The organism is Pseudacidovorax sp. DMC4 (genome assembly GCF_056314265.1).
This window is the reverse complement of the sequence record NZ_JBQUYR010000001.1, coordinates 380,992-399,855: the sequence shown is the minus strand read 5'-3', so window position 1 is coordinate 399,855 and position 18,864 is coordinate 380,992. Positions and strand designations below refer to the sequence as shown.

Annotated in this window: 17 protein-coding genes; 9 read left to right on the top strand and 8 right to left on the bottom strand. The window is 70.0% G+C overall.

Annotated features, from left to right (window positions below):
• Positions 1–2 precede the first annotated feature (2 nt).
• Both tadA and ACT54X_RS01725 read left to right on the top strand, forming a co-directional pair.
• Positions 3–1,181 carry a tRNA adenosine(34) deaminase TadA gene (gene tadA, locus ACT54X_RS01730; protein ID WP_476345094.1) on the top strand — a complete coding sequence of 393 codons (1,179 nt, stop codon included), beginning with the start codon at positions 3–5 and terminating at the stop codon, positions 1,179–1,181.
• Positions 1,073–2,146 (top strand): LD-carboxypeptidase, encoded by a 1,074-nt coding sequence (locus ACT54X_RS01725; protein ID WP_476344660.1) that lies wholly within the window; start codon positions 1,073–1,075, stop codon positions 2,144–2,146. The genes tadA and ACT54X_RS01725 overlap by 109 nt, the downstream gene beginning before the upstream one ends.
• A gap of 48 nt (positions 2,147–2,194) precedes the next feature.
• Here the strand turns inward: ACT54X_RS01725 and ACT54X_RS01720 are convergent, their stop codons facing one another.
• Positions 2,195–2,530: a hypothetical protein gene (locus ACT54X_RS01720; protein ID WP_294374015.1), complete on the bottom strand. Its 336-nt coding sequence runs from the start codon at positions 2,528–2,530 to the stop codon at positions 2,195–2,197.
• A 284-nt stretch (positions 2,531–2,814) separates the two neighbouring features.
• On the opposite strand from ACT54X_RS01720, the gene ACT54X_RS01715 reads away from it, so the two are divergent.
• On the top strand, positions 2,815–3,765 hold the full coding sequence (locus tag ACT54X_RS01715) for an adenylate/guanylate cyclase domain-containing protein (protein ID WP_370645870.1): 951 nt from the start codon (positions 2,815–2,817) through the stop codon (positions 3,763–3,765).
• A gap of 25 nt (positions 3,766–3,790) precedes the next feature.
• Here ACT54X_RS01715 and ACT54X_RS01710 read toward each other — a convergent pair whose 3' ends face one another.
• Positions 3,791–4,267 (bottom strand): winged helix-turn-helix transcriptional regulator, encoded by a 477-nt coding sequence (locus tag ACT54X_RS01710; protein ID WP_114804309.1) that lies wholly within the window; start codon positions 4,265–4,267, stop codon positions 3,791–3,793.
• Positions 4,268–4,418: 151 nt separating this feature from the next.
• Here ACT54X_RS01710 and ACT54X_RS01705 point away from each other — a divergent pair, with 151 nt between their 5' ends.
• A complete protein-coding gene (locus ACT54X_RS01705; RefSeq protein ID WP_476344657.1) occupies positions 4,419–5,720 on the top strand; it encodes a D-amino acid dehydrogenase in 1,302 nt (433 codons plus the stop codon).
• A 133-nt stretch (positions 5,721–5,853) separates the two neighbouring features.
• On the opposite strand, the gene ACT54X_RS01700 is transcribed toward ACT54X_RS01705, so the two are convergent.
• The 4 genes from ACT54X_RS01700 to ACT54X_RS01685 all read right to left on the bottom strand — a co-directional run bounded on the left by ACT54X_RS01700 (position 5,854) and on the right by ACT54X_RS01685 (position 10,737).
• On the bottom strand, positions 5,854–7,386 hold the full coding sequence (locus ACT54X_RS01700; RefSeq protein WP_476344655.1) for an alpha/beta hydrolase: 1,533 nt from the start codon (positions 7,384–7,386) through the stop codon (positions 5,854–5,856).
• A gap of 151 nt (positions 7,387–7,537) precedes the next feature.
• Entirely contained in the window at positions 7,538–8,452 is a 915-nt protein-coding gene (locus ACT54X_RS01695) for a transglutaminase family protein (RefSeq protein ID WP_294373996.1), read from the bottom strand.
• A gap of 75 nt (positions 8,453–8,527) precedes the next feature.
• Positions 8,528–10,402 (bottom strand): bifunctional tRNA (5-methylaminomethyl-2-thiouridine)(34)-methyltransferase MnmC2/FAD-dependent 5-carboxymethylaminomethyl-2-thiouridine(34) oxidoreductase MnmC1, encoded by a 1,875-nt coding sequence (gene mnmC / locus ACT54X_RS01690; RefSeq protein ID WP_476344653.1) that lies wholly within the window; start codon positions 10,400–10,402, stop codon positions 8,528–8,530.
• 59 nt (positions 10,403–10,461) lie between these two features.
• Entirely contained in the window at positions 10,462–10,737 is a 276-nt protein-coding gene (locus ACT54X_RS01685) for an oxidative damage protection protein (protein WP_058643489.1), read from the bottom strand.
• Positions 10,738–10,899: 162 nt separating this feature from the next.
• Here ACT54X_RS01685 and ACT54X_RS01680 point away from each other — a divergent pair, with 162 nt between their 5' ends.
• From ACT54X_RS01680 to ACT54X_RS01670, 3 genes are all read left to right on the top strand, one after another.
• A complete protein-coding gene (locus ACT54X_RS01680) occupies positions 10,900–11,919 on the top strand; it encodes a sulfate ABC transporter substrate-binding protein (protein ID WP_234192760.1) in 1,020 nt (339 codons plus the stop codon).
• Between the two features lie 172 nt (positions 11,920–12,091).
• The gene (gene epsC, locus ACT54X_RS01675) at positions 12,092–13,009 is read left to right on the top strand and encodes a serine O-acetyltransferase EpsC (protein ID WP_017758690.1); all 918 of its coding nucleotides are present in this window, start codon (positions 12,092–12,094) and stop codon (positions 13,007–13,009) included.
• Positions 13,010–13,136: 127 nt separating this feature from the next.
• A complete protein-coding gene (locus ACT54X_RS01670; RefSeq protein ID WP_294373979.1) occupies positions 13,137–13,694 on the top strand; it encodes an NADPH-dependent FMN reductase in 558 nt (185 codons plus the stop codon).
• A gap of 6 nt (positions 13,695–13,700) precedes the next feature.
• On the opposite strand, the gene ACT54X_RS01665 is transcribed toward ACT54X_RS01670, so the two are convergent.
• Positions 13,701–14,627 (bottom strand): LysR family transcriptional regulator, encoded by a 927-nt coding sequence (locus tag ACT54X_RS01665; protein ID WP_476344649.1) that lies wholly within the window; start codon positions 14,625–14,627, stop codon positions 13,701–13,703.
• A gap of 70 nt (positions 14,628–14,697) precedes the next feature.
• Between ACT54X_RS01665 and metE the strand changes: the two genes are divergently transcribed.
• Positions 14,698–17,040 carry a 5-methyltetrahydropteroyltriglutamate--homocysteine S-methyltransferase gene (metE, locus tag ACT54X_RS01660; RefSeq protein WP_476344647.1) on the top strand — a complete coding sequence of 781 codons (2,343 nt, stop codon included), beginning with the start codon at positions 14,698–14,700 and terminating at the stop codon, positions 17,038–17,040.
• Positions 17,041–17,131: 91 nt separating this feature from the next.
• On the opposite strand, the gene ACT54X_RS01655 is transcribed toward metE, so the two are convergent.
• The gene (locus ACT54X_RS01655; protein ID WP_294373970.1) at positions 17,132–17,755 is read right to left on the bottom strand and encodes an FMN-dependent NADH-azoreductase; all 624 of its coding nucleotides are present in this window, start codon (positions 17,753–17,755) and stop codon (positions 17,132–17,134) included.
• A gap of 118 nt (positions 17,756–17,873) precedes the next feature.
• On the opposite strand from ACT54X_RS01655, the gene ACT54X_RS01650 reads away from it, so the two are divergent.
• Complete coding sequence (locus ACT54X_RS01650) at positions 17,874–18,800, top strand: LysR substrate-binding domain-containing protein (protein WP_354321491.1); 927 nt, start codon at positions 17,874–17,876, stop codon at positions 18,798–18,800.
• Positions 18,801–18,864 lie beyond the last annotated feature (64 nt).

Below are 18,864 nucleotides of genomic sequence, written 5' to 3'. Positions count from 1 at the left end.
CGATGGTCGAGCCGCTGTCCCAGACCTCAGCCGGGCTGCCCGCGGACGGTGCACCGCAGGATGAGGACCATCGCTGGATGGCACTGGCGCTGGACGAGGCCCGCGCCGCCGCCGCCGCAGGCGAGGTGCCGGTGGGTGCCGTGCTGGTGCGCGACGGCCGCATGGTGGCCACCGGGCGCAATGCACCGGTCGCCACGCACGACCCCAGCGCCCATGCCGAGATGGCGGCACTGCGGGCGGCCGGGCAGGCGCTGGGCAACTACCGGCTCGACGGCTGCACCCTCTACGTGACGCTCGAGCCCTGCGCCATGTGCGCCGGCGCCATGCTGCATGCGCGGCTGGACCGTGTGGTCTTCGGTGCGGCCGATGCGCGCACCGGCGCGGCAGGATCGGTGCTCGACCTCTTCGGCATCGGCCAGCTCAACCACCACACCGCGGTGCAGGGCGGCGTGATGGACGAGGAATGCGGGGCGCTGCTGCAAGACTTCTTCCGCGGGCGGCGTGCCCAGGCCCGGGCGCAGGCGCAGCCGGTGCGCGACGACGCGCTGCGCACGCCCGAGGCGCGCTTCGCCGGTTTCGACGAGCCGCATGCCTTCGTCAGCGAACTGCCGGCGCTGGGCGGCCTGCGGCTGGCCTATGTCGACCGGGGCGGCGTTGCGGGCGATTGCACGCAACGCCGCCCCGTGGTGCTGTGCCTGCACGGTGCGGGCCAATGGGGCCACCTGTTCCGGCACCTGCCGGACCTGCTGCCGGGCCATCGCGTGCTGATCCCTGACCTGATCGGTTTCGGTCGCAGCGACAAGCCCAAGAAGGAAGCCTTGCACACGCGCGAATGGCATGCGGAAGTGCTGCGGCAGTGGTTGGCGGCGCTGGGTGTCGGCGAGGTCGGACTGATCCTGCATCCCGACATGGCGGACCTGGCCGGCCTTCTGGCCGGGCAGGGTGCCATCGCCGGCCCGCCGCTCGTCATCTCGCCATCGGCCCTGGCCGTGGACGCTGCTGCGGCCGAGGACGCGGCGCGCGCCTGGGCGGCGCCTTTCCCCGACAAGGGCCATGAGGCGGCCCTGCGCGCATGGGGTGCCCGCCGCCGCCCCGTTCAGGACCTGCGCCCGGACGCGGCCCGCGCGCTGGCCGACCAGTGGCGGGCCCGCCGAGGGCCGATGGGATACTCCCGCGAGTGAACAAGAAGCACATCTACATCTACTCCCCCTCCAGCGCCGTGCGCGAGAAGCCGGCCTTCCGCCGCGGTGTGGCCTGGCTGCGGGCCCAGGGCCATGAGGTGGAGATCGACGAGGCCGCGCTGTCCGCGCAGCAGCGATTCGCCGGCGACGACGCCACCCGCATCGCCGCCATCGCACGGGCCGCGGCCAGCGGCGCGGACGTGGCATTGGCCTCGCGCGGCGGCTATGGCCTCACCCGTATCCTCGACGGCCTTCCCTACAAGGCCGTGGCCAAGGCCATCGAGCGCGGCACGGCCTTCGTCGGCATGAGCGACTTCACGGCCTTCCAGCTCGCGGTGCTGGCGCGCACGGGCGCCGCCACCTGGTCCGGTCCGACCCTGTGCAGCGACTTCGGTGCCGAGGAAGGCATCGATGAGATCACCGCCGCCTGCTTCGACGACCTGGTCGAGGGTTACGGCGAAGGCACCGGCTGGCGCCTGCCGGCACGTGACGAGGTGCCGGGCTTCAGGCCCATTCGCGGCGCGACGCTGTGGGGCGGCAACCTGGCCGTGCTGTGCAGCCTGCTGGGCACGCCGTACTTCCCGCAGGTGGACAAGGGCGTGCTCTTTCTGGAGGACGTGGGCGAGCATCCCTACCGCATCGAGCGCATGCTGGAGCAGCTGCGCCTGGCCGGTGTGCTGGCCCGTCAGAAGGCCGTGGTGCTGGGCCAGTTCACCGGCTACCGCGCCGCGCCGCACGACCGGGGCTTCAAGCTGCAGACGGTGGTGGAGCGGCTGCGCAGCCAGCTCAAGGCGCCGGTGCTCACGGGCCTGCCCTTCGGCCATGTACCGACCAAGGTGCTGCTGCCGGTGGGGGCCACCGTCGATCTCGCGGTGGAGGGCAAGGAAGCCTTTGTCGTCTGGGGGCACGGCGTGGGTGGCAGCCGCCATGCCGCAACGCACGACCATCACGGTCACGCGCATTGAAGGGCGGCGCCGGCACGCGGCCGGCCGTCGATCCCCGGCCGAGGCCGCTCAGGGCATCCGCAGCCCGGCGCGCAAGCGGGGCCGGAAGGCCTCGGAGCGGCCGAAGAGGGCGTTGATCGGCTGCATCTCCTGCCGTGCGCGCACTTCGCCGCAGGCGGGCATCAGCGCCGCCAGGAGATCCTGCCGCAGGTACCACAGCGCTTCGAGCTCGGTGGCGTAGGTCACCCGGTCCGCCAGGCGGCGCCACTGCGCCAGGAGGCCATGCCGTTCGAGGGCGGCAAGCATGGCGGCGCGCACCTGCTGGAGCGTGCGCTCGGTGCCTGTCTGCGCGGCCATCTGGGCCGGAGCCCGGAGCCAGCGGGAGATCGCGTTCAAGGACTTCATGGAGTGATGCGAGGTCGCCTGACGAACACCTTACGCAGCCGCGCGGCCCACCGCAACGTAGATAAAAGTTTCCACAAATTTGCCTTTCCATGGGCCGCTGGCGCCGGCGCGGGCATTCCACGCGGATCCAGGGGAAACTTCGCGCCCCCAAAGCGGGGGATCAAGGTGGCATTGTGGACAAAGCAACATCCAAAGCAGTTGACTTAAGTCAATTCAGGCCCCGCACTCGCGCGATTTCGTACGTCTGGAGATAATTGCTGGAAACAATTCGTTGAACTTTGACGATGGCAACCACGGTCGTTTTCGCGGACCTGACCGGCAGCACGCGGGTTTTCGAGGCGATGGGCAACGCCCGGGCCACCGACACCGTCACGCGGCTGGTGCAATGGGTCGGAGATGTGTGCGAAGCCCATGGCGGCCGGGTGATCAAGAAGCTGGGCGACGGCATCTTCGCGCTCTTCCCGGCCGGTGCACCGGCGATCTCCGCCATGCTCGAGGTTCAGCGCAGCCACCACAAGCGCCTGCTCAAGTGGCCCGAGGCCTTGCGCATGGACCTGCAGATCGGTATCGCCAGCGGCGAGGTGGTCGAGGTCGATGGCGACTTCTATGGCGACGCCGTCAACGTGGCCTCGCGGCTGAGCGACCTCGCGGGCCCGGGCCAGATCTGGGCGACCGAATCGGTGGTGGACCAGCGCATCGGCCCCGAGGTGCGGCATCGCAGCCTGGGCCCGATCAGCATCCGCGGCCGGCAGGAGACGCCGACCGTCCACCGCATCGACTGGCAGGACGAGGTGGTGGACCTGCTCACGCTGCCGGCGGCGCTGTCGACGCTGGCGCGCCCCGGCATCGACACGGCCTTCGGGCAGATCGAGCTGTCGTGGCTGGACGTGCATGCCGCCTTCGGCGCGCGCGACCTGCCCATCCACCTGGGCCGGGTGAACGAGGCCGATTTCGTGGTCAACGATCCGCGGGTCTCGCGCCTGCATGCGCGCATCGAGGCCCGCAACGGCAGCTGCATCCTGACCGACGTGAGCAGCTACGGCACCTGGGTGCGCTTCCGCGATGCCGACGGCAGCAGCAGCGAGGTCGCGCTACGCCGGGACGAGTGCATGCTGCATGGCAGCGGCGAGATCAGCCTGGGTGCGCCGCTGTCGGACTTCACCGCGCCGACCATCAGCTTCCACACGGCCGGCGGCCGGGTGCAGCTGGCGATGAAGGCAGAAGCCTCGCAGTGAGCCGCCGCGGGCGGCGCTGCAGCGCTCAACGGTCCACCGGCAGGACCAGCGTCTCCTTGACCTCCTCCATCACCACATAGCTGTGCGACTCGGCCGGCACGGGCAGCTTCTTGAGGATGTCGCCCAGCAGGTGCCGGTATTCGCCCATGCCGCGCAGCCGGGCCTTGACCAGGTAGTCGAAGCCGCCCGAGACCAAGTGGCATTCCAGCACCTCCGGCATGTGCAGCAGCTCGTTGCGCACCTTGTCGAAGACATCGGCCGACTTGGACGAGAGCTTGATCTCCACGAACACCAGCAGCATCTTGCCCAGCGCCTCCGGCGCCACGCGGGCGTGATAGCCGCTGATCACGCCGGTGCGCTCCAGTCGCTTGACCCGCTCGGAACAGGGTGAGGTGGACAGGCCCACCCGCTGGGCGAGGTCGGTGATCGCGATGCGGCCCTCGCGCTGGAGGATGTCCAGGATCTTGCGGTCGATGCGGTCCAGGGTGGCGAAGTCGGGCATGTCGTCGGGTCGGCGGGTCGGCGGGCGGATGCACAGGGTTGGTCAGCGGATTTTGCTGCAGATCACCAGAAGAACCATCAAATCTTCGGGCGTGGCCTGAATAAAGTCCTGCAATCGACTCCTGGAGTCTTCTTTCTCAGCGGGATTGGCCATGAAAGTCATTGTTCTCGGCGGCGGTGTGATCGGCACGACCACGGCCTACTACCTGGCCCGTGCGGGCGCCCAGGTGACGGTGCTGGAGCGCCAGCCCGGCGCCGCACTGGAGACCAGCTTCGGCAATGCCGGGCAGGTGTCACCGGGCTATTCCACGCCCTGGGCCGCGCCCGGGATTCCGTTCAAGGCGCTCAAGTGGATGTTCCAGAAGCATGCGCCGCTGGCCATCCGCGCCGACGGCAGCCTGTTCCAGCTGCGCTGGATGGCCCAGATGCTGCGCAACTGCTCCGCCGAGCGCTATGCCGTGAACAAGGAACGGATGATGCGCGTGGCCGAGTACAGCCGCGACTGCCTGCGCAGCCTGCGCGCCGACACCGGCATCGACTACGAGCAGCGCACCGGCGGCACGCTGCAGCTCTTCCGCAAGCAGCAGCAGCTCGACGCCGTGCAGCGCGACATCGCCGTGCTGCAGGAATGCGGCGTGCCCTATGAACTGCTGGACCGCGAAGGCCTGGCGCGCGTGGAGCCGGCACTGGCCCGCACCGGCGGCGCCCTGGTCGGCGGCCTGCGCCTGCCCAACGACGAGACCGGCGACTGCCATCTCTTCACCACCCGGCTGGCCGAACTGGCCAGGGGCCTGGGCGTGGAATTCCGCTACGGCAGCCAGGTTCAGGCGCTGGGCACCGATGGTGGCCGCATCAGTGGCGTGCAGGTCGACGGCCGATGGCTCGAAGCCGACCGCTATGTGCTGGCCTTCGGCAGCTACTCGCGCGCCCTCATGGAGCCGCTGGGCCTGGACCTGCCGGTGTACCCCGTCAAGGGCTATTCGCTGACCGTGCCGCTGCTGGACGAATCGCTGGCGCCCCAGTCCACCGTGCTGGACGAGACCTACAAGATCGCCGTCACCCGTTTCGCCGACCGCATCCGCGTCGGTGGCATGGCCGAGCTGTCGGGCTTCGACCTGAGCCTGAAGCCGGCGCGCCGCGCCACCCTGGAGAAGGTGGTGGGCGAGCTGTTCCCGGGCGGCGACCTGCGGGCCGCGAGCTTCTGGACCGGGCTGCGCCCCATGACGCCCGACAGCACGCCCATCATCGGCGGCACGCGCTGGGGCAACCTGTTCCTCAACACTGGCCACGGCACCCTGGGCTGGACCATGGCCTGTGGCTCGGGCAAGCTGACCGCGGACCTGGTGACCGGCCAGCGGCCGGAGATCAGCACCGACGGCCTGGCGGTGGACCGCTATGTCGGCGGCCGCCAGTCCGTTCAACGGCCGCGGCCGGCCGGCGTGCAGCCCGCCTGAGTCGCGGCACACCTGAGCGGGGCCCCGAGCGAAGCCCCAGATGCGCAACGCCGGCCCGAGGGCCGGCGTTCTGCTGTCATGTCATCGCAGCCATCGACGCGGCTGCCCGCGCCGGCTACCGTCGGCCCTCACTTCACTGGGGGCAGGGGGCGGCGCCGGCCAGGACGGTCCGGATGGCGGCCACCTGCTGGCTGTCGTCCTGGCCCAGGGTGTTGTTGGTGAACACGCAGCCATAGTTGGTGTTGGCCACGGTGCCCGCGGTCAGCACGTCGTCGCCGGAGGGCTTCACGCCGTCGCGCTCCCACTTGATCATGGCGTCGAAGGCGGCCTCCTGCTCGGCGACCGTGAAGTCGCAGTGCGTGATGCCGCGGATCGCCCGCTGCACCAGCCAGTTGCCGTTGCCCTTGGCCACCACGCGCTGGCGGTAGATCTGCTCCATGCTGAAGGGCACGAACAGGTCGCCCAGCGTGTGCAGCGTGACCACCGGGATCTTGATGTCGCCGTTGTTGCGCGGGATCCAGCGCAGGCCGTCGCGGCGCAGGCGGTTGGCGTCGGTGTCGGCGGTGAGCTTCTGCACCGACGCATTCAGTGCCGCCGAGGCGGTCGCATCGCCGTCGATGGTGTAGGTGAAGCGGTTGGTGTCCGTCACGTTCTTGTTCAGGATGCCCGCGACCGTGCCATCGCTGCCGAACAGGCCCAGCGGCGCCTGGAAGGAGCCGCCCTGCGTCAAACCGATGCTGAACAGTGGCCGCTCGCCGCCCGTCAGGTTCTTGATGACCGAGGCGTACTGCAGGCCCAGCGGTGAGGTGGGCGTGAGCGTGGTCGCCGTGACGGTGGAGAACAGCTGGCCGAGCACCAGGTTCTGGATGTCGCTCCAGTTCGTCAGGGGGTACTTGGGCACGCCGGCCAGAGCCTGGGCCGTGAGCTGGGCGGCCGAGAAGTAGTCGAAGAGTTCGGTGTCGCCCAGCACGCCGCACATGGGCACCGCGCCGGCGTAGCTCACCTTGTGCACGGCGGTGGCCTGCGTCTCGGCCTCGATGGCCGACGCCGTGATGTGGCCGCCCATCGAATGGCCGGTGATGTAGACCCGCGAAGGCGTGGCCAGTGCGCGGCCGCGTGCCTTGGCGATGTCGGTGAAGGCCAGGGCCAGGGCGTTGGTGTCTTCCACGCCGGCGCGCACGTCGTAGTAGTTCTTGGTGTAGCTGGAGGCTGCCCACGCATAGCCGTTCTGGATCAGGTAGCGGCGGATGGACGGGTTGCTCACCGCGAGCGTGTTGCCGGTGCCGGCATAGCCATGGGCGTACATGACCAGCTTGCCGTTCCAGTTGGCGGGCACCTCGACGCGGTAGGCGGCGCCGCCCATCACGCCCGCCCAGCGGCTGGTGGTGCTGACATCGACCGCGTCGCCCGGGGCGGCGGCCAGTGCCGTGAAGGTGGTGGCCGTGGGCTCGGCGGGCACGAAGCTGTTGCGGCCGTCCTGCAGGCGGGTTTCTTCGGGGACGGGGGCCGGGGCCGGCGTGGGGGCCGGCGACGGCGCAGGGCTCGGTGCCGGGGCCGGCAGGGGCGCAAAGGCGACGTTCGAGCCGCCCCCGCCGCCGCAGGCGCTTAGGGCAAGGACGGCCGCAGCCGTGATCAGCCGCAGGGGCTGGCGCTGAAATGCATCCATGGGAAATGTCTCCAAGACTTGTGATTCGTTCCGCCCTCGAGCGGCGCGCCAGCCTAGCGCGGCGTCGCGCCGGGGGGCTCGGGATTTGCCCCCGCCGGTGTCATGTCGGGGACGGGTCCTACAGGCCGGCGCGATTTCGGAACGAGGCCGCTCAGTCGCGGCGCTTGGTGACCTTCACGACCACCTCCATGCCCGCATAAGCCTCGGGTTCGCCGAACCAGCTGCCGGCGATGGGCGGTGCCTGGGCCGGGTCGCGTGCCACGCCCACGCGGATCAGGCGGCCGCTGCCCATGATGTTGTTGGTGGGGTCGAAGGCCACCCAGCCCGCGCCGGGCAGGTAGGCCTGCAGCCAGGCATGCGTGCTGCCGGCACCGACGACGCGCTCGGCGGGGCCGTCCTGGTCCTCCTGCGCGTCGTTGCCGTCGTCGAGCATGGGGTCGTAGAGGTAGCCTGAGACGAAGCGGGTGGCGATGCCCAGCCGCCGCGCGGCTTCCATCATGAGCAGGGCGTAGTCGCGACAGCTGCCGCCACCGATGGCCAGCGTCTCCAGCGGTGTCTGGGTGCCTTCCTCCTCGCGGGCCTGGTAGCTCAGGCTCTGGCTGATGTGGGCGTTCATGCGCGTGAGCGTCTCGCGCGTGCTGTTGGGCGCATCGGTGTGCAGGAACTGATGCGCCCAGCGGATCAGCGTGCCGTCCGGGTCGTCGTGGTGGGGGCGCAGGTAGTGCTCCAGGTCCAGCCGTTCCTGCAGCGAATAGGCGAAGGGCAGGAACTCCGCACTGGGCTCCAGCTGCAGCTCGTCCTCGGGCGCCGGCACATGCTCGATGGTGAAGGCGCAGGCGATGGTCAGCTCGGCCGCCGGCTCCTTGGGCTGGACCAGCGCGACCGAGTTGGAATGCGGGTCCTGGATCAACCGCACATGCGCCTCGGGGCTGACCTGCAGGTCGGTGGCCAGCACGCGCAGGTCGTGGCTGTCGCGCGGGCGGAACATCACCCGGTGCAGGCCGAAGTTCACCGCCTCGTTGTAGCGATAGGTGGTGGTGTGGAGGATGTCGTAGCGGGTGGCCATGGGGCGATGGTAGGCAGGCGCGATGAAACAAGGGCGATGGACAGGCCGGCGCAAGGGGCGCGCCGCAGCTGCCGTTCAGCGCCAGAGGCGACGTGTGTCGAGCGCCCGGGCCTGGGCCGCTGGCACGGGCAAGGGCTCGCCGTGCCAGCGCGCGGCCAGCAGCTCGGCGCACAGGGCGGCAAAGCTCAGTCCGCGCGAGCCCAGCGCGGTGCAGGCCCAGGGACCGGACGGTTCGGCGGGGTCGATCGGGCCGACCAGCGGCCGGCGGTCGGCCGAGGCGCAGCGCACGCCGGCCCAGTCGTGCAGGACGGTCTGCGGATCCTGCGCGAAAGGGGCCAGCACCGGATGCAGCCGGGCCAGACGCGCGAGGTTGTGCGCGCGGTCCGCCGGCCTGGTGGCGGTGTCGGTGTCGCCGGGGTCGTAGGTGGAGCCGGTCATCCACTGCAGCGGGTGGCCGGCGCCGGCTGGCACGCCGACGCCTGCGATCAGGTGCCCGTCCCCATTGACCGGGATGCGATGGCTCCGTGCGGCCATGGCCGGCGGCATCTCGCCCCAGACGATCTGGCCGCGCACCGGCTGCAGCGGCAGGCTCGGCGCCAGCCGGCGCGTGGCCGGGCCGGCGGCGACGACCACGCGGTCCGCGTTCGCCAGCACTTGGCCGCTGGCGTCCCGGAGCCGCCAGCCGCCGCCCGGCACGGCGTCGATGTCTTCCACATGCGCGCCGCTGCGGAAGGCGATGGCGGCGTGGTCCAGCCAGGCGGCCACCAGGCGGTGCGGCTTCACCCATCCGGCACGGGCGTGGAACAGGGCGGGCGTGTCGTCCGGCAGCCCCGCGTCGGCGAGCATCGCGGCCGTGGCGCGCGTGGTCTCGGTCCAGCCCTCCGTCTGCGCCCAGGACGGTGGCAGCCGCAGCGAGGTCGCCTCGCGCCGCTCGACCGCGCCCGTGGGCGCCCAGTCGATGCCTTCCACCAGGCCGAGGGCGGTCAACTGCGCCCAGGTCGCGCGGATGCCCGCGCGGGTCAGGCGCGAGAGCAGCGCATCGTCCGGTGAGACATGCGGCGCCATCAGGCCGAAGGGCAAGGCCGAGGCGCCAGCGGCGGGATGGCCCGCGGCATCCAGCACGGTCACCCGCCAGCCGCGCAGGGCCAGCGCATGGGCCACGGCTGCGCCAGCGAGGCCCGCGCCGACCACGGCGCAGTGCCCGGGCGATGGCGCGCGCTCGGCGTCCTCGGCCTGCGGTCGACGCCGCACCGGCCAGGCCGGCGCATAGCGTCCGCGCAGGCAGTCGCGCTTGGGCGGCAGGCCCGGCGCCTTCTCGACCACGAAGCCCAGGGGCACGAGCGCATCGCGCACGGCCCGCGCCACGGTCCAGGTGGCCACGGCCGTGCCGGGCCGGCAGAAGCGCGCCAGGGCCTTGAACACCTCGGGCGACCACATGTCGGCATTCACGGCGGGACTGAAGCCGTCGAGGAAGAGGCTGTCGGCCTCGAAGGGCTGATGCGCCCGCAGCATGGCTCGGGCATCGCCGATGCACAGCGTCAGCAGCACGCGGCCGCCGTCGAAGGCCAGGCGGTGGAAGCCCGGCAGCAGGCCATGCCACTGGTCGGCCAGTTGTGCGCCCAGCTCTTGCAACTCGGGATGAAGGGCTGCGGCGCGGCGGATGTCCGCCGCAGACACCGGATAGGCCTCCACCGAGACGAAGTGCAGGATCTGCGGCCGCCGCGCATCCTCGCGCCAGGCATGCCAGGTGGCCAGGAAGTTCAGGCCCAGGCCGAAGCCCGTCTCCAGCACGCGCCACTGCGGCGCATCCGCCCAGGCGCCGGGCAGGCTGCAGCCGCCCAGGAACACATGCCGTGCCTGGGCGAGCGCGCCGGTGATGGTGTGATAGACGTCCTGGAAGCGGGGGCTGAAGGGCTGGCCTTCATCGGTCCAGGTGAGGATGTCGCTCATGTCGAAGACCGTGCCGCGCACCCTGGGCGCGGCCGGGAAGGGGCGGGCTGGCGCGGTGGTCAGGCCGCCGGCGGGGGCACGTAGCCCTGGGCCGCGTCGGCGCCATCGCCGAAGAAATGCTTTTCCATCTGGCGCGCCAGGTACTGGCGGGCGCGCGCATCGGCCAGGTTCAGCCGGTTCTCGTTGACCAGCATGGTCTGGTGCTTGAGCCAGGCGGCCCAGGCCTCCTTGCTGACGTTCTCCCAGATGCGCTTGCCGAGTTCGCCGGGGTAGGGCGGGAAGTCGAGGCCCTCGGCTTCCTTGCCGAGCTTGATGCATTGAACCATGCGTGCCATGGGGGGCTTTCTTGTAGAGAGAACGGTGGGAAGGGTGCGGTGCGGGGGTGACGACCGGCTTAGCTGATTTCGCTATTTAGAACTGAGAACTCCGTCGTTCCCCTTTCCTTATGCGATATCCAGAATTCAATTCATCGACCTTATGCACAACAAGGCATGAACATGAATTTCCGCCGTGACTTTATCAAGCTTTCCCTCGCGGCCGGTGCCGCGGCAGCCTTGTCCCTGCCCGCTTGGGCACAGACCGTGACGCTGCTCAACGTCTCGTACGACCCCACGCGCGAGCTGTACGTGGACTACAACAAGGCCTTCGCCAAGTACTGGAAGGGCAAGACCGGCCAGGATGTGGTGATCAAGCAGTCGCACGGCGGATCGGGCAAGCAGGCCCGCTCGATCATCGACGGCATCGACGCCGACGTGGCCACGCTGGCGCTGGGCGGCGACATCGACGCGCTGGTCGAGCACGGCGGCCTGGTCAAGGCCGACTGGCAGAAGCGCCTGCCGCACAACTCGGCGCCCTACAACTCCACCATCGTCTTCCTGGTGAAGAAGGGCAATCCCAAGGGCCTCAAGGACTGGGACGACCTGGTCAAGCCCGGCGTCCAGGTGATCACGCCCAACCCCAAGACCTCGGGCGGCGCCCGCTGGAACTACCTCGCGGCCTGGGAGTACGCCAAGCGCAAGTACGGCAGCGACGCCAAGGCGAAGGAATACATCGGCAATCTCTTCAAGAACGTGCCGGTGCTCGACACGGGCGCGCGCGGCGCCACGATCACCTTCGTGCAGCGCGGCGTGGGCGACGTGCTGCTGGCCTGGGAGAACGAGGCCTTCCTGGCCGTGAAGGAGTTCGGCCCGGACAAGTTCGACATCGTGGTGCCGTCCATCTCGATCCTGGCCGAGCCCTCGGTGGCCGTGGTCGACAAGGTGGTCGACAAGAAGGGCACCCGCGCCGTGGCCGAGGAATACCTCAAGTACCTCTACTCGGACGAAGGCCAGGACATCGCCGGCCGCAACTACTACCGCCCCACGGGCGACAAGGCCAAGGCCAAGTACGCCGCGCAGTTCCCCAAGCTGGCGCTGTTCACCATCGACGAGGCGTTCGGCGGCTGGGCCAAGGCGGACAAGGCGCACTTTGCCGACGGCGGCTCCTTCGACCAGATCTACACCAACAAGCAGAAGTGAGGCGCTGCGGGGCAGGGCACGCCGCGCGCCCTGCCACGGACTGCGTCGCCGCGGTGCAGGGTGGGCGGATTCACCCACCGCGCGAGGGACAAGGCGGGCCCACGGCCAGTCGCGCAGAATAGGCGCCCCGCCTTTCCGGGCGGGGCCCTGTGTCACTGCCGCGCCCACGCCTATGTCCGCCTTCCCCATCGATGAAATCGTCTCGTCCCTGCGCCAGGTGCGCAACGAATGGCGCAGCGCGCAGCAGCGCGTGGCCGGCGGCGAGCGGCAACTGCCCTCGCGTGCCGCCGTCGACGAGGTGGTCGAAAGCCTGATCGGCGCGCTCTTTCCCATGCGGCTGGGGCCGGCCCATCTGCGGGAGGAGGGCGAAGACTTCTATGTCGCCCACACCATCGACCAGGCGCTGCGCCAGCTGCAGGAGCAGGCGGTGCAGGAGCTGCGCCACGTGCGTCGGCTCGACGCCGTGACCCCGGCCGAACTGCGGGCCGACGCCGAGCAGCGGATCCGCGAATTCGCCCTGCAGCTGCCCGCCATCCGCGCGCTGCTCGACACCGACGTCATGGCCGCCTACCAGGGCGACCCCGCGGCGCAGAGCGTGGACGAGGTGCTGCTGTGCTATCCGGGCGTGACGGCCATGATCCACCACCGAATCGCGCATCCGCTCTACCGGCTGGGGCTGTCGCTGCTGGCGCGCATGGTGGCCGAGCGCGCCCATGCGCAGACGGGCATCGACATCCATCCGGGCGCGACCATCGGCGCCGGCTTCTTCATGGACCACGGCACCGGCATCGTGATCGGCGAGACGGCGGTGATCGGCCAGCATGTGCGCCTGTACCAGCAGGTCACGCTCGGCGCCAAGCGCTTTCCGACCGACGAGAACGGCCATCCGCAGAAGGGCCTGCCGCGCCACCCGGTGGTGGAGGACGACGTGGTGATCTATGCCGGGGCCACCATCCTGGGCCGCGTGACCATCGGCAAGGGCGCCACCATCGGCGGCAATGTGTGGGTGACAGACGACGTGCTGCCGGGCGCCTCGGTCACGCAGGCCAGTCTGCAGAAGAACCGCGGATCCCGTCCCGGCGATTGCTGAACGCCAGGCATCGCGCGCCCGGCGGGGTGTAACCGCCGGTGCGTGCGCCCACGACTGACAGACGCGCGCACGAGCGGCCGCCAGCATCGAGGTTTTTCGTGTCCATCCCGCAAGAGGAGCGTCTTCAATGAGCCAATACCGCGTCGCCGTCCTGGTCGGCAGCATTCGCCAGGATTCCCTCAACCGCAAGCTGGCCCTGGCGCTGGCCGCGCTGGCACCGGAGGACTTCACCTTCGAGCACCTGCGCATCGACAACCTGCCGCTCTACAACCAGGACCTCGACGGCAAGCAGCCGGCCGAGGTGCAGCAGCTCAAGACCGAGATCGCCCGCGCCCAGGGCCTGCTGATCGTCACGCCCGAGTACAACCGCTCGATCCCCGGCGTGCTGAAGAATGCGCTGGACCACGGCTCGCGGCCCTACGGCCAGAACGCCTGGGGCGGCAAGCCGGCCGGGGTGATCGGCATTTCGCCGGGCGCCATCGGCACGGCGCTGGCGCAGCAGCATCTGCGCAACGTGCTGGCCTACCTGGACGTGCCGACGCTGGGCCAGCCCGAGGCCTTCATCCAGAACAAGGACGACCTGTTCGATGAGAAGGGGCACATCGGCATCGAGGCCACGCGCCAGTTCCTGCAGGGCTGGATGGACAAGTACGTGGCCTGGGTGAAGCGACACGCGAGCGCCTGAGGGCTCTCACAGCAGCTCGATATCCGGCAGCCGCTTGAAGCAGCTGTCGCGCGTGATCCGCACGAAGTCCGACAGCCAGGCCTGCGCCGACAGTCCCGGCCGGCAGGCCATGTGCAGTTCGCCGCGCAAGCCGTCGCGACCGATGGGCCGGGCGCTCACGTAGCCGCGCTCCAGGTAGCTCTGCACCGCCCACCAGGGCAGCGCGGCGATGCCGCGGCCGCTGGCCACCAGTTGCAGCATGGCGACGGTCAGTTCCGTCGTGCGTCGCTGCCGGGGCTGCAGGCCGGCGGGCTGCATGACCTGACGGAGCACGTCCAGCATCTCGTCCGGGACCGGGTAGGTGATCAGTGTCTGATCGGCGAAATGCTGGGCCGTGAGATACGGCTTTTCAGTCAGTGCATGTCCGTTGGCCATCAGCGCGACGATCTCGAAGCGGAACAGCGCATGATGGTCGACCGGCTCCGTGGCGTCCTGTTCCGAGACGATGGCGACCTCGGCCTTGTCCTGCAGCAGCAGCGCGACGGGGTCGGGATGGAAGCCGGAGACGATGTCCAGCTCGATCTCCGGCCAGGCCTGACGGAAGGCGTCCATGGCCGGCATCAGCCAGTCGAAGCAGGTGTGGCACTCGACGGCGATGCGCAGCTGTCCGCCGCCGCTACTCACCAGCCGCGCGACGTCGCGGTCGGCCGCTTCCATCTGCGGCAGAACGCTGTCGGCCAATTGCAGAAGACGCAGGCCGCTGGCTGTGAACTGGGGTGGCAGCGATTTGCGTTCGAAGAGCGCGCAGCCGTAATGCGCCTCCAGCGTCTTGAGCTGGTGCGACAGGGCGGACTGCGTGAGATTGAGCAGTTGCGACGCCCGGACCAGGCTGCCGGTGTCGCGCAAGGCGGCCAGGGTGCGCAGGTGGCGGATTTCCAGGATGGGTTGTGTCATGAATTTGATTCAAGCAATACCGCAAAAAGTTTCGTTTGAATCATAGTTGGCGCGCCGGGATGATGCCGGCATGACTCGCACACACATCCTGGGATTCCCGCGCATCGGCGCCCACCGAGAACTGAAGTTCGCCCTCGAAGCCCACTGGCGCGGCGACATCGACGCGGCCGCGCTGGAGGCCGTCGGCGCCGAACTGCGCGCACGTCACTGGGCGCTCCAGCGCCAAGCCGGCCTGGACTTCGTCACCGTCGGCGACTTCGCCTTCTACGACCAGGTGCTCAACCACATCCAGTTGCTCGGCTGCGAGCCGCAGCGCTTCGGCCTGTCCGCCGACGAGCCGGAGCTGGCCCGGGCCTTCGCCATGGCCCGCGGCGTGCGCACCGGCGAAGCGGCCGGCACGCATGCGCTGGAGATGACCAAGTGGTTCGACACCAACTACCACTACCTCGTCCCCGAGTTCGGCCCGGCGACCGTGTTCGGCGGCATCGCCAGCGAACGCCTGTTCGACGAGGTGGCCCAGGCGCAGGCGCTGGGCCATCCGGTCAAGGTGGTGCTGCTGGGGCCGCTGAGCTTCCTGTGGCTGGGCAAGGAGAAGGCCCCGGGCTTCGACCGGCTGTCCCTGCTCGACGCGCTGCTGCCTGTCTACGAACAGGTGCTGGCGCGGCTGAAGGCGCAGGGTGTGGAGTGGGTGCAGATCGACGAGCCTATCCTGGGTCTGGACCTGCCCGAGTCCTGGCGGCAGAGCTTCGAGCGCAGCTACTGGCAGATCGCGCGCAACGCGCCGCGGCTGCTGCTGGCGACCTATTTCTCGCCGCTGCAGGAGAACCTGCGTCTGGCCTGCCAGCTGCCGGTGGCCGGGCTGCATGTGGACGCCGTGCGGGCGCCCGAGGAGCTCACCGGCGTGGCCGACTGGCTGCCCGCGCACAAGGTGCTGTCGGTCGGCATCGTGGACGGCCGCAACATCTGGCGCACCGACCTGGACGCGGCGCTCGGCCGGCTGAAGCCCGTGGCCGCCAAGCACCGGGGCGAGCTGTGGCTGGCGCCCTCGTGCTCGTTGCTGCATGTGCCCTTCGGGCTGCAGGCCGAGCAGGGACTGGATGCCGAACTGCGCAGCTGGCTGGCCTTCGCCTGCGAGAAGCTGGAAGAGCTGCAACTGCTGCGCCGGGCGCTGGCCGGCGATGCCGACATCGAGCCCGCCCTGGCCGAAGCGCGTGCCGCCATCGCCAGCCGTCGCCACAGCCCGCGGGTCCGGCGGGCCGACGTCGCCCTGCGCCTCGCGCGCCGGGTGGACGGCGACGACCGCCGCGCCGCGCCCTTCGCGCAGCGGCAGGCGACCCAGCGGCGCCGCTTCGCGCTGCCGCCGTTGCCCACCACCACCATCGGCTCCTTTCCGCAGACCGGCGTCATCCGGGCGCAGCGGGCGGCACATCGGCGCGGCGCGCTGTCGGCCGAAGCCTATGCCCAGGCCATGCGCGATGAAATCGCCCGCGTGGTGAGGGCCCAGGAATCGTTGGACCTGGACGTGCTGGTGCATGGCGAGCCGGAGCGCAACGACATGGTCGAGTACTTCGGCGAGCAGCTGGACGGCTATGCCTTCACGGCCAACGGCTGGGTGCAGTCCTATGGCTCGCGCTGCGTCAAGCCGCCGCTCATCTATGGCGACGTGGCCCGGCCCGCGGCCATGACGGTCGAATGGACCGCCCATGCGCAGAGCCTCACGCGGCGGCCGATGAAGGGCATGCTCACCGGGCCGGTCACGATGCTGCAGTGGGCCTTCGTGCGCGACGACCAGCCGCGCAGCCTCACCTGCGAGCAGATCGCCTGGGCACTGCGCGACGAGGTGTGCGACCTGGAGCGCGCCGGCATCGGCATGATCCAGATCGACGAGCCGGCCTTCCGCGAAGGCCTGCCGCTGCGCCGCGCCGGCTGGAAGGCCTACCTGGACTGGGCCGGCCGCGCCTTCCGCCTGTGCGCCTCGGGCGTGCGCGACGACACCCAGATCCACACCCACATGTGCTACTCGGAGTTCAACGACATCCTGGCGGAGATTGCCGCACTGGACGCCGACGTCATCACCATCGAGACCAGCCGCTCCGACATGGAGTTGCTGCGCGGCTTCGGCGGGGATGGGGCGATGCGCTATCCCAACGAGATCGGCCCGGGCGTGTACGACATCCACTCGCCGCGCGTGCCGCCGGTCGAGGAGATGCTGCGCCTGTTGCGCAAGGCCGCCGACGTGGTGCCGCCGGGCCATCTGTGGGTCAATCCCGACTGCGGCCTCAAGACCCGGGGCTGGCCGGAGACCGAGGCCGCCCTGGCCAACATGGTCGCCGCAGCGAAGCGGATGCGCGCGGAGCTGGGTCTGGGTACGCAGGTCGCGGCACCCGGCGGCGCTGAACTGGCTGAAGCCTGAGGCGGGCTGGCGCCGTTCGCCCCATGAAAAGAGGGTCCCGCAGGACCCTCTTGTTGCTGGTTGGCGCCGCGCCATGCGCGCGGCGTCGGCCTCAGGCGGCGACCGCGGCGCCGGCCGCGGCCGGGATCGAGGCACGGGCGGCCTCCAGTGCTGCGGCGCGTGCTGCTTCACCCATGGCCAGGCCTTCGGCGCGCACGAAGCGCACGTCGGTGATGCCGAAGAAGCCGAACACCACCTTCAGGTAGCTTTCCTGGTGCTCGGCCGCCTGGCCGGCTTCGGAGGTGGAGTACTGGCCGCCGCGGGTGGAAACGACGATCGCCGTCTTGCCGGTGGCCAGGCCCTGCGGGCCCTTCTCGGTGTACTTGAATGTGCGGCCGGGCTGGGCCAGACGGTCGATCCAGGCCTTGAGCTGGCTGGGGATCGAGAAGTTGTACAGCGGTGCGCCCACGACGATCACGTCGGCAGCCAGGAACTGGCTGACCAGCGCTTCGGAGACCGCGTTCTCCTGCTTCTGCGCCTCGGTGGTCGGCTCGGCGCCGACCTTCACGCCCAGGGCGTCGGCACCGAAGTGGGCCGGGGCGTTGGCCGCCAAGTCCAGATAGTCCACCTCGGTACCGGGATGGGCGGCCACCCAGTCGCGGACCACTTCGGCCGTGAGAAGGCGGGAGACGGAATTGGCGCCGAGGACGCTGGAATCGATGTGCAGCAGTTTCATGTTGTTCACTCCTGAGAGAGACGGGCCCGACGGATTCGAGCGATGAAAGAAGTCTAAAACTGGGACAACGGGACGATAAGTCGCCAAAATCGGGACCATTCGTTCTTTGGATGGAACAATGAGCCCAGTACAGGACCTCAACGACCTGGTTTTCTTTGCCGAAGTGGTGGAGCGCGGCGGCTTCAGCGCCGCCAGCCGCGCGCTGGACGTGCCCAAATCGCGCCTGTCGCGCCGCATTGCACAGCTGGAGGCCTCGCTTGGCGTCCAGCTACTCCAGCGCAGCACGCGCCGGCTGTCGCTCACGCCCGCCGGCGAGGTCTATCTGCGCCACTGCATCGCCGTGCGCGAGGCCGCCGAGGCCGGCGCTGCCGAAGTAGCCCAGGTGCGTAAGGAGCCGCGAGGCCTGGTGCGACTGAGCTGCCCGGTCACGCTGGCGCAGAGCAACGTGGGCCCGGCGCTGCCGGAATTCTTTAGTCGCCATCCCGGCGTGCAGCTGGAGATGCGGGTGGTGAACCGGCCGGTGGATCCGGTGGAAGAGGGCGTGGACGTCGCACTGCGCGTGCGCAACGAGGTCGAGAACAGCGCCACGCTCGCATCCCGTGTGTTCGGCCGCAGCAAGTTGCTCCTGGTCGGCACGCCAGCCTTGCTGGCGCGGCACGGGCCGCTGACGCATCCCGAATCGCTGGAGCAGGTGGAATGCGTCGCGATGTCGGCCGCGGATGCCCGCGCCGGCACGCTGCTGCAGGGCCCGGGCGGTGCCACCCATCTGCTGATGCAGACGCCGCGCTACCTGGCGAACGACCTGCTGACGCTCAGCTTCGCGGTGGAGCAGGGCGTGGGCATCGGCTTCCTGCCCGACTACCTCTGCCGCGAAGCCATGCAAGCGGGCCGGCTGCAGTCGGTGTTGCCCGACTGGCAGCCGCCGCCCGGCCTCGTGCATGCCATGTTCACGCCGCGCCGAGCGCTGGTCCCCGCGGTCCGGGCGGTGCTGGACTTCCTCGGCGAGGTGCTGGCCGAGCCGCCCGAGCGCAGTCCGCTGGCCTGACGCCGGCTGCGCAGGGCCGGCCCGGGTCTTCCAGCGTCGGAGTGATGCTTATGGTCGGGATCGC

What these genes read in the sequence shown, in the direction of transcription:
- ACT54X_RS01685 (WP_058643489.1), bottom strand. Translation starts at nt 10,737, where the DNA reads ATGGCACGCATGGTTCAATGCATCAAGCTCGGCAAGGAAGCCGAGGGC.
- metE (WP_476344647.1), top strand. Translation starts at nt 14,698, where the DNA reads ATGACTCGCACACACATCCTGGGATTCCCGCGCATCGGCGCCCACCGA.
- ACT54X_RS01665 (WP_476344649.1), bottom strand. Translation starts at nt 14,627, where the DNA reads ATGACACAACCCATCCTGGAAATCCGCCACCTGCGCACCCTGGCCGCC.
- tadA (WP_476345094.1), top strand. Translation starts at nt 3, where the DNA reads ATGGTCGAGCCGCTGTCCCAGACCTCAGCCGGGCTGCCCGCGGACGGT.
- ACT54X_RS01715 (WP_370645870.1), top strand. Translation starts at nt 2,815, where the DNA reads ATGGCAACCACGGTCGTTTTCGCGGACCTGACCGGCAGCACGCGGGTT.
- ACT54X_RS01680 (WP_234192760.1), top strand. Translation starts at nt 10,900, where the DNA reads ATGAATTTCCGCCGTGACTTTATCAAGCTTTCCCTCGCGGCCGGTGCC.
- ACT54X_RS01725 (WP_476344660.1), top strand. Translation starts at nt 1,073, where the DNA reads ATGGGGTGCCCGCCGCCGCCCCGTTCAGGACCTGCGCCCGGACGCGGC.
- ACT54X_RS01655 (WP_294373970.1), bottom strand. Translation starts at nt 17,755, where the DNA reads ATGAAACTGCTGCACATCGATTCCAGCGTCCTCGGCGCCAATTCCGTC.
- mnmC (WP_476344653.1), bottom strand. Translation starts at nt 10,402, where the DNA reads ATGAGCGACATCCTCACCTGGACCGATGAAGGCCAGCCCTTCAGCCCC.
- ACT54X_RS01710 (WP_114804309.1), bottom strand. Translation starts at nt 4,267, where the DNA reads ATGCCCGACTTCGCCACCCTGGACCGCATCGACCGCAAGATCCTGGAC.
- epsC (WP_017758690.1), top strand. Translation starts at nt 12,092, where the DNA reads ATGTCCGCCTTCCCCATCGATGAAATCGTCTCGTCCCTGCGCCAGGTG.
- ACT54X_RS01695 (WP_294373996.1), bottom strand. Translation starts at nt 8,452, where the DNA reads ATGGCCACCCGCTACGACATCCTCCACACCACCACCTATCGCTACAAC.
- ACT54X_RS01700 (WP_476344655.1), bottom strand. Translation starts at nt 7,386, where the DNA reads ATGGATGCATTTCAGCGCCAGCCCCTGCGGCTGATCACGGCTGCGGCC.
- ACT54X_RS01705 (WP_476344657.1), top strand. Translation starts at nt 4,419, where the DNA reads ATGAAAGTCATTGTTCTCGGCGGCGGTGTGATCGGCACGACCACGGCC.
- ACT54X_RS01650 (WP_354321491.1), top strand. Translation starts at nt 17,874, where the DNA reads ATGAGCCCAGTACAGGACCTCAACGACCTGGTTTTCTTTGCCGAAGTG.
- ACT54X_RS01670 (WP_294373979.1), top strand. Translation starts at nt 13,137, where the DNA reads ATGAGCCAATACCGCGTCGCCGTCCTGGTCGGCAGCATTCGCCAGGAT.
- ACT54X_RS01720 (WP_294374015.1), bottom strand. Translation starts at nt 2,530, where the DNA reads ATGAAGTCCTTGAACGCGATCTCCCGCTGGCTCCGGGCTCCGGCCCAG.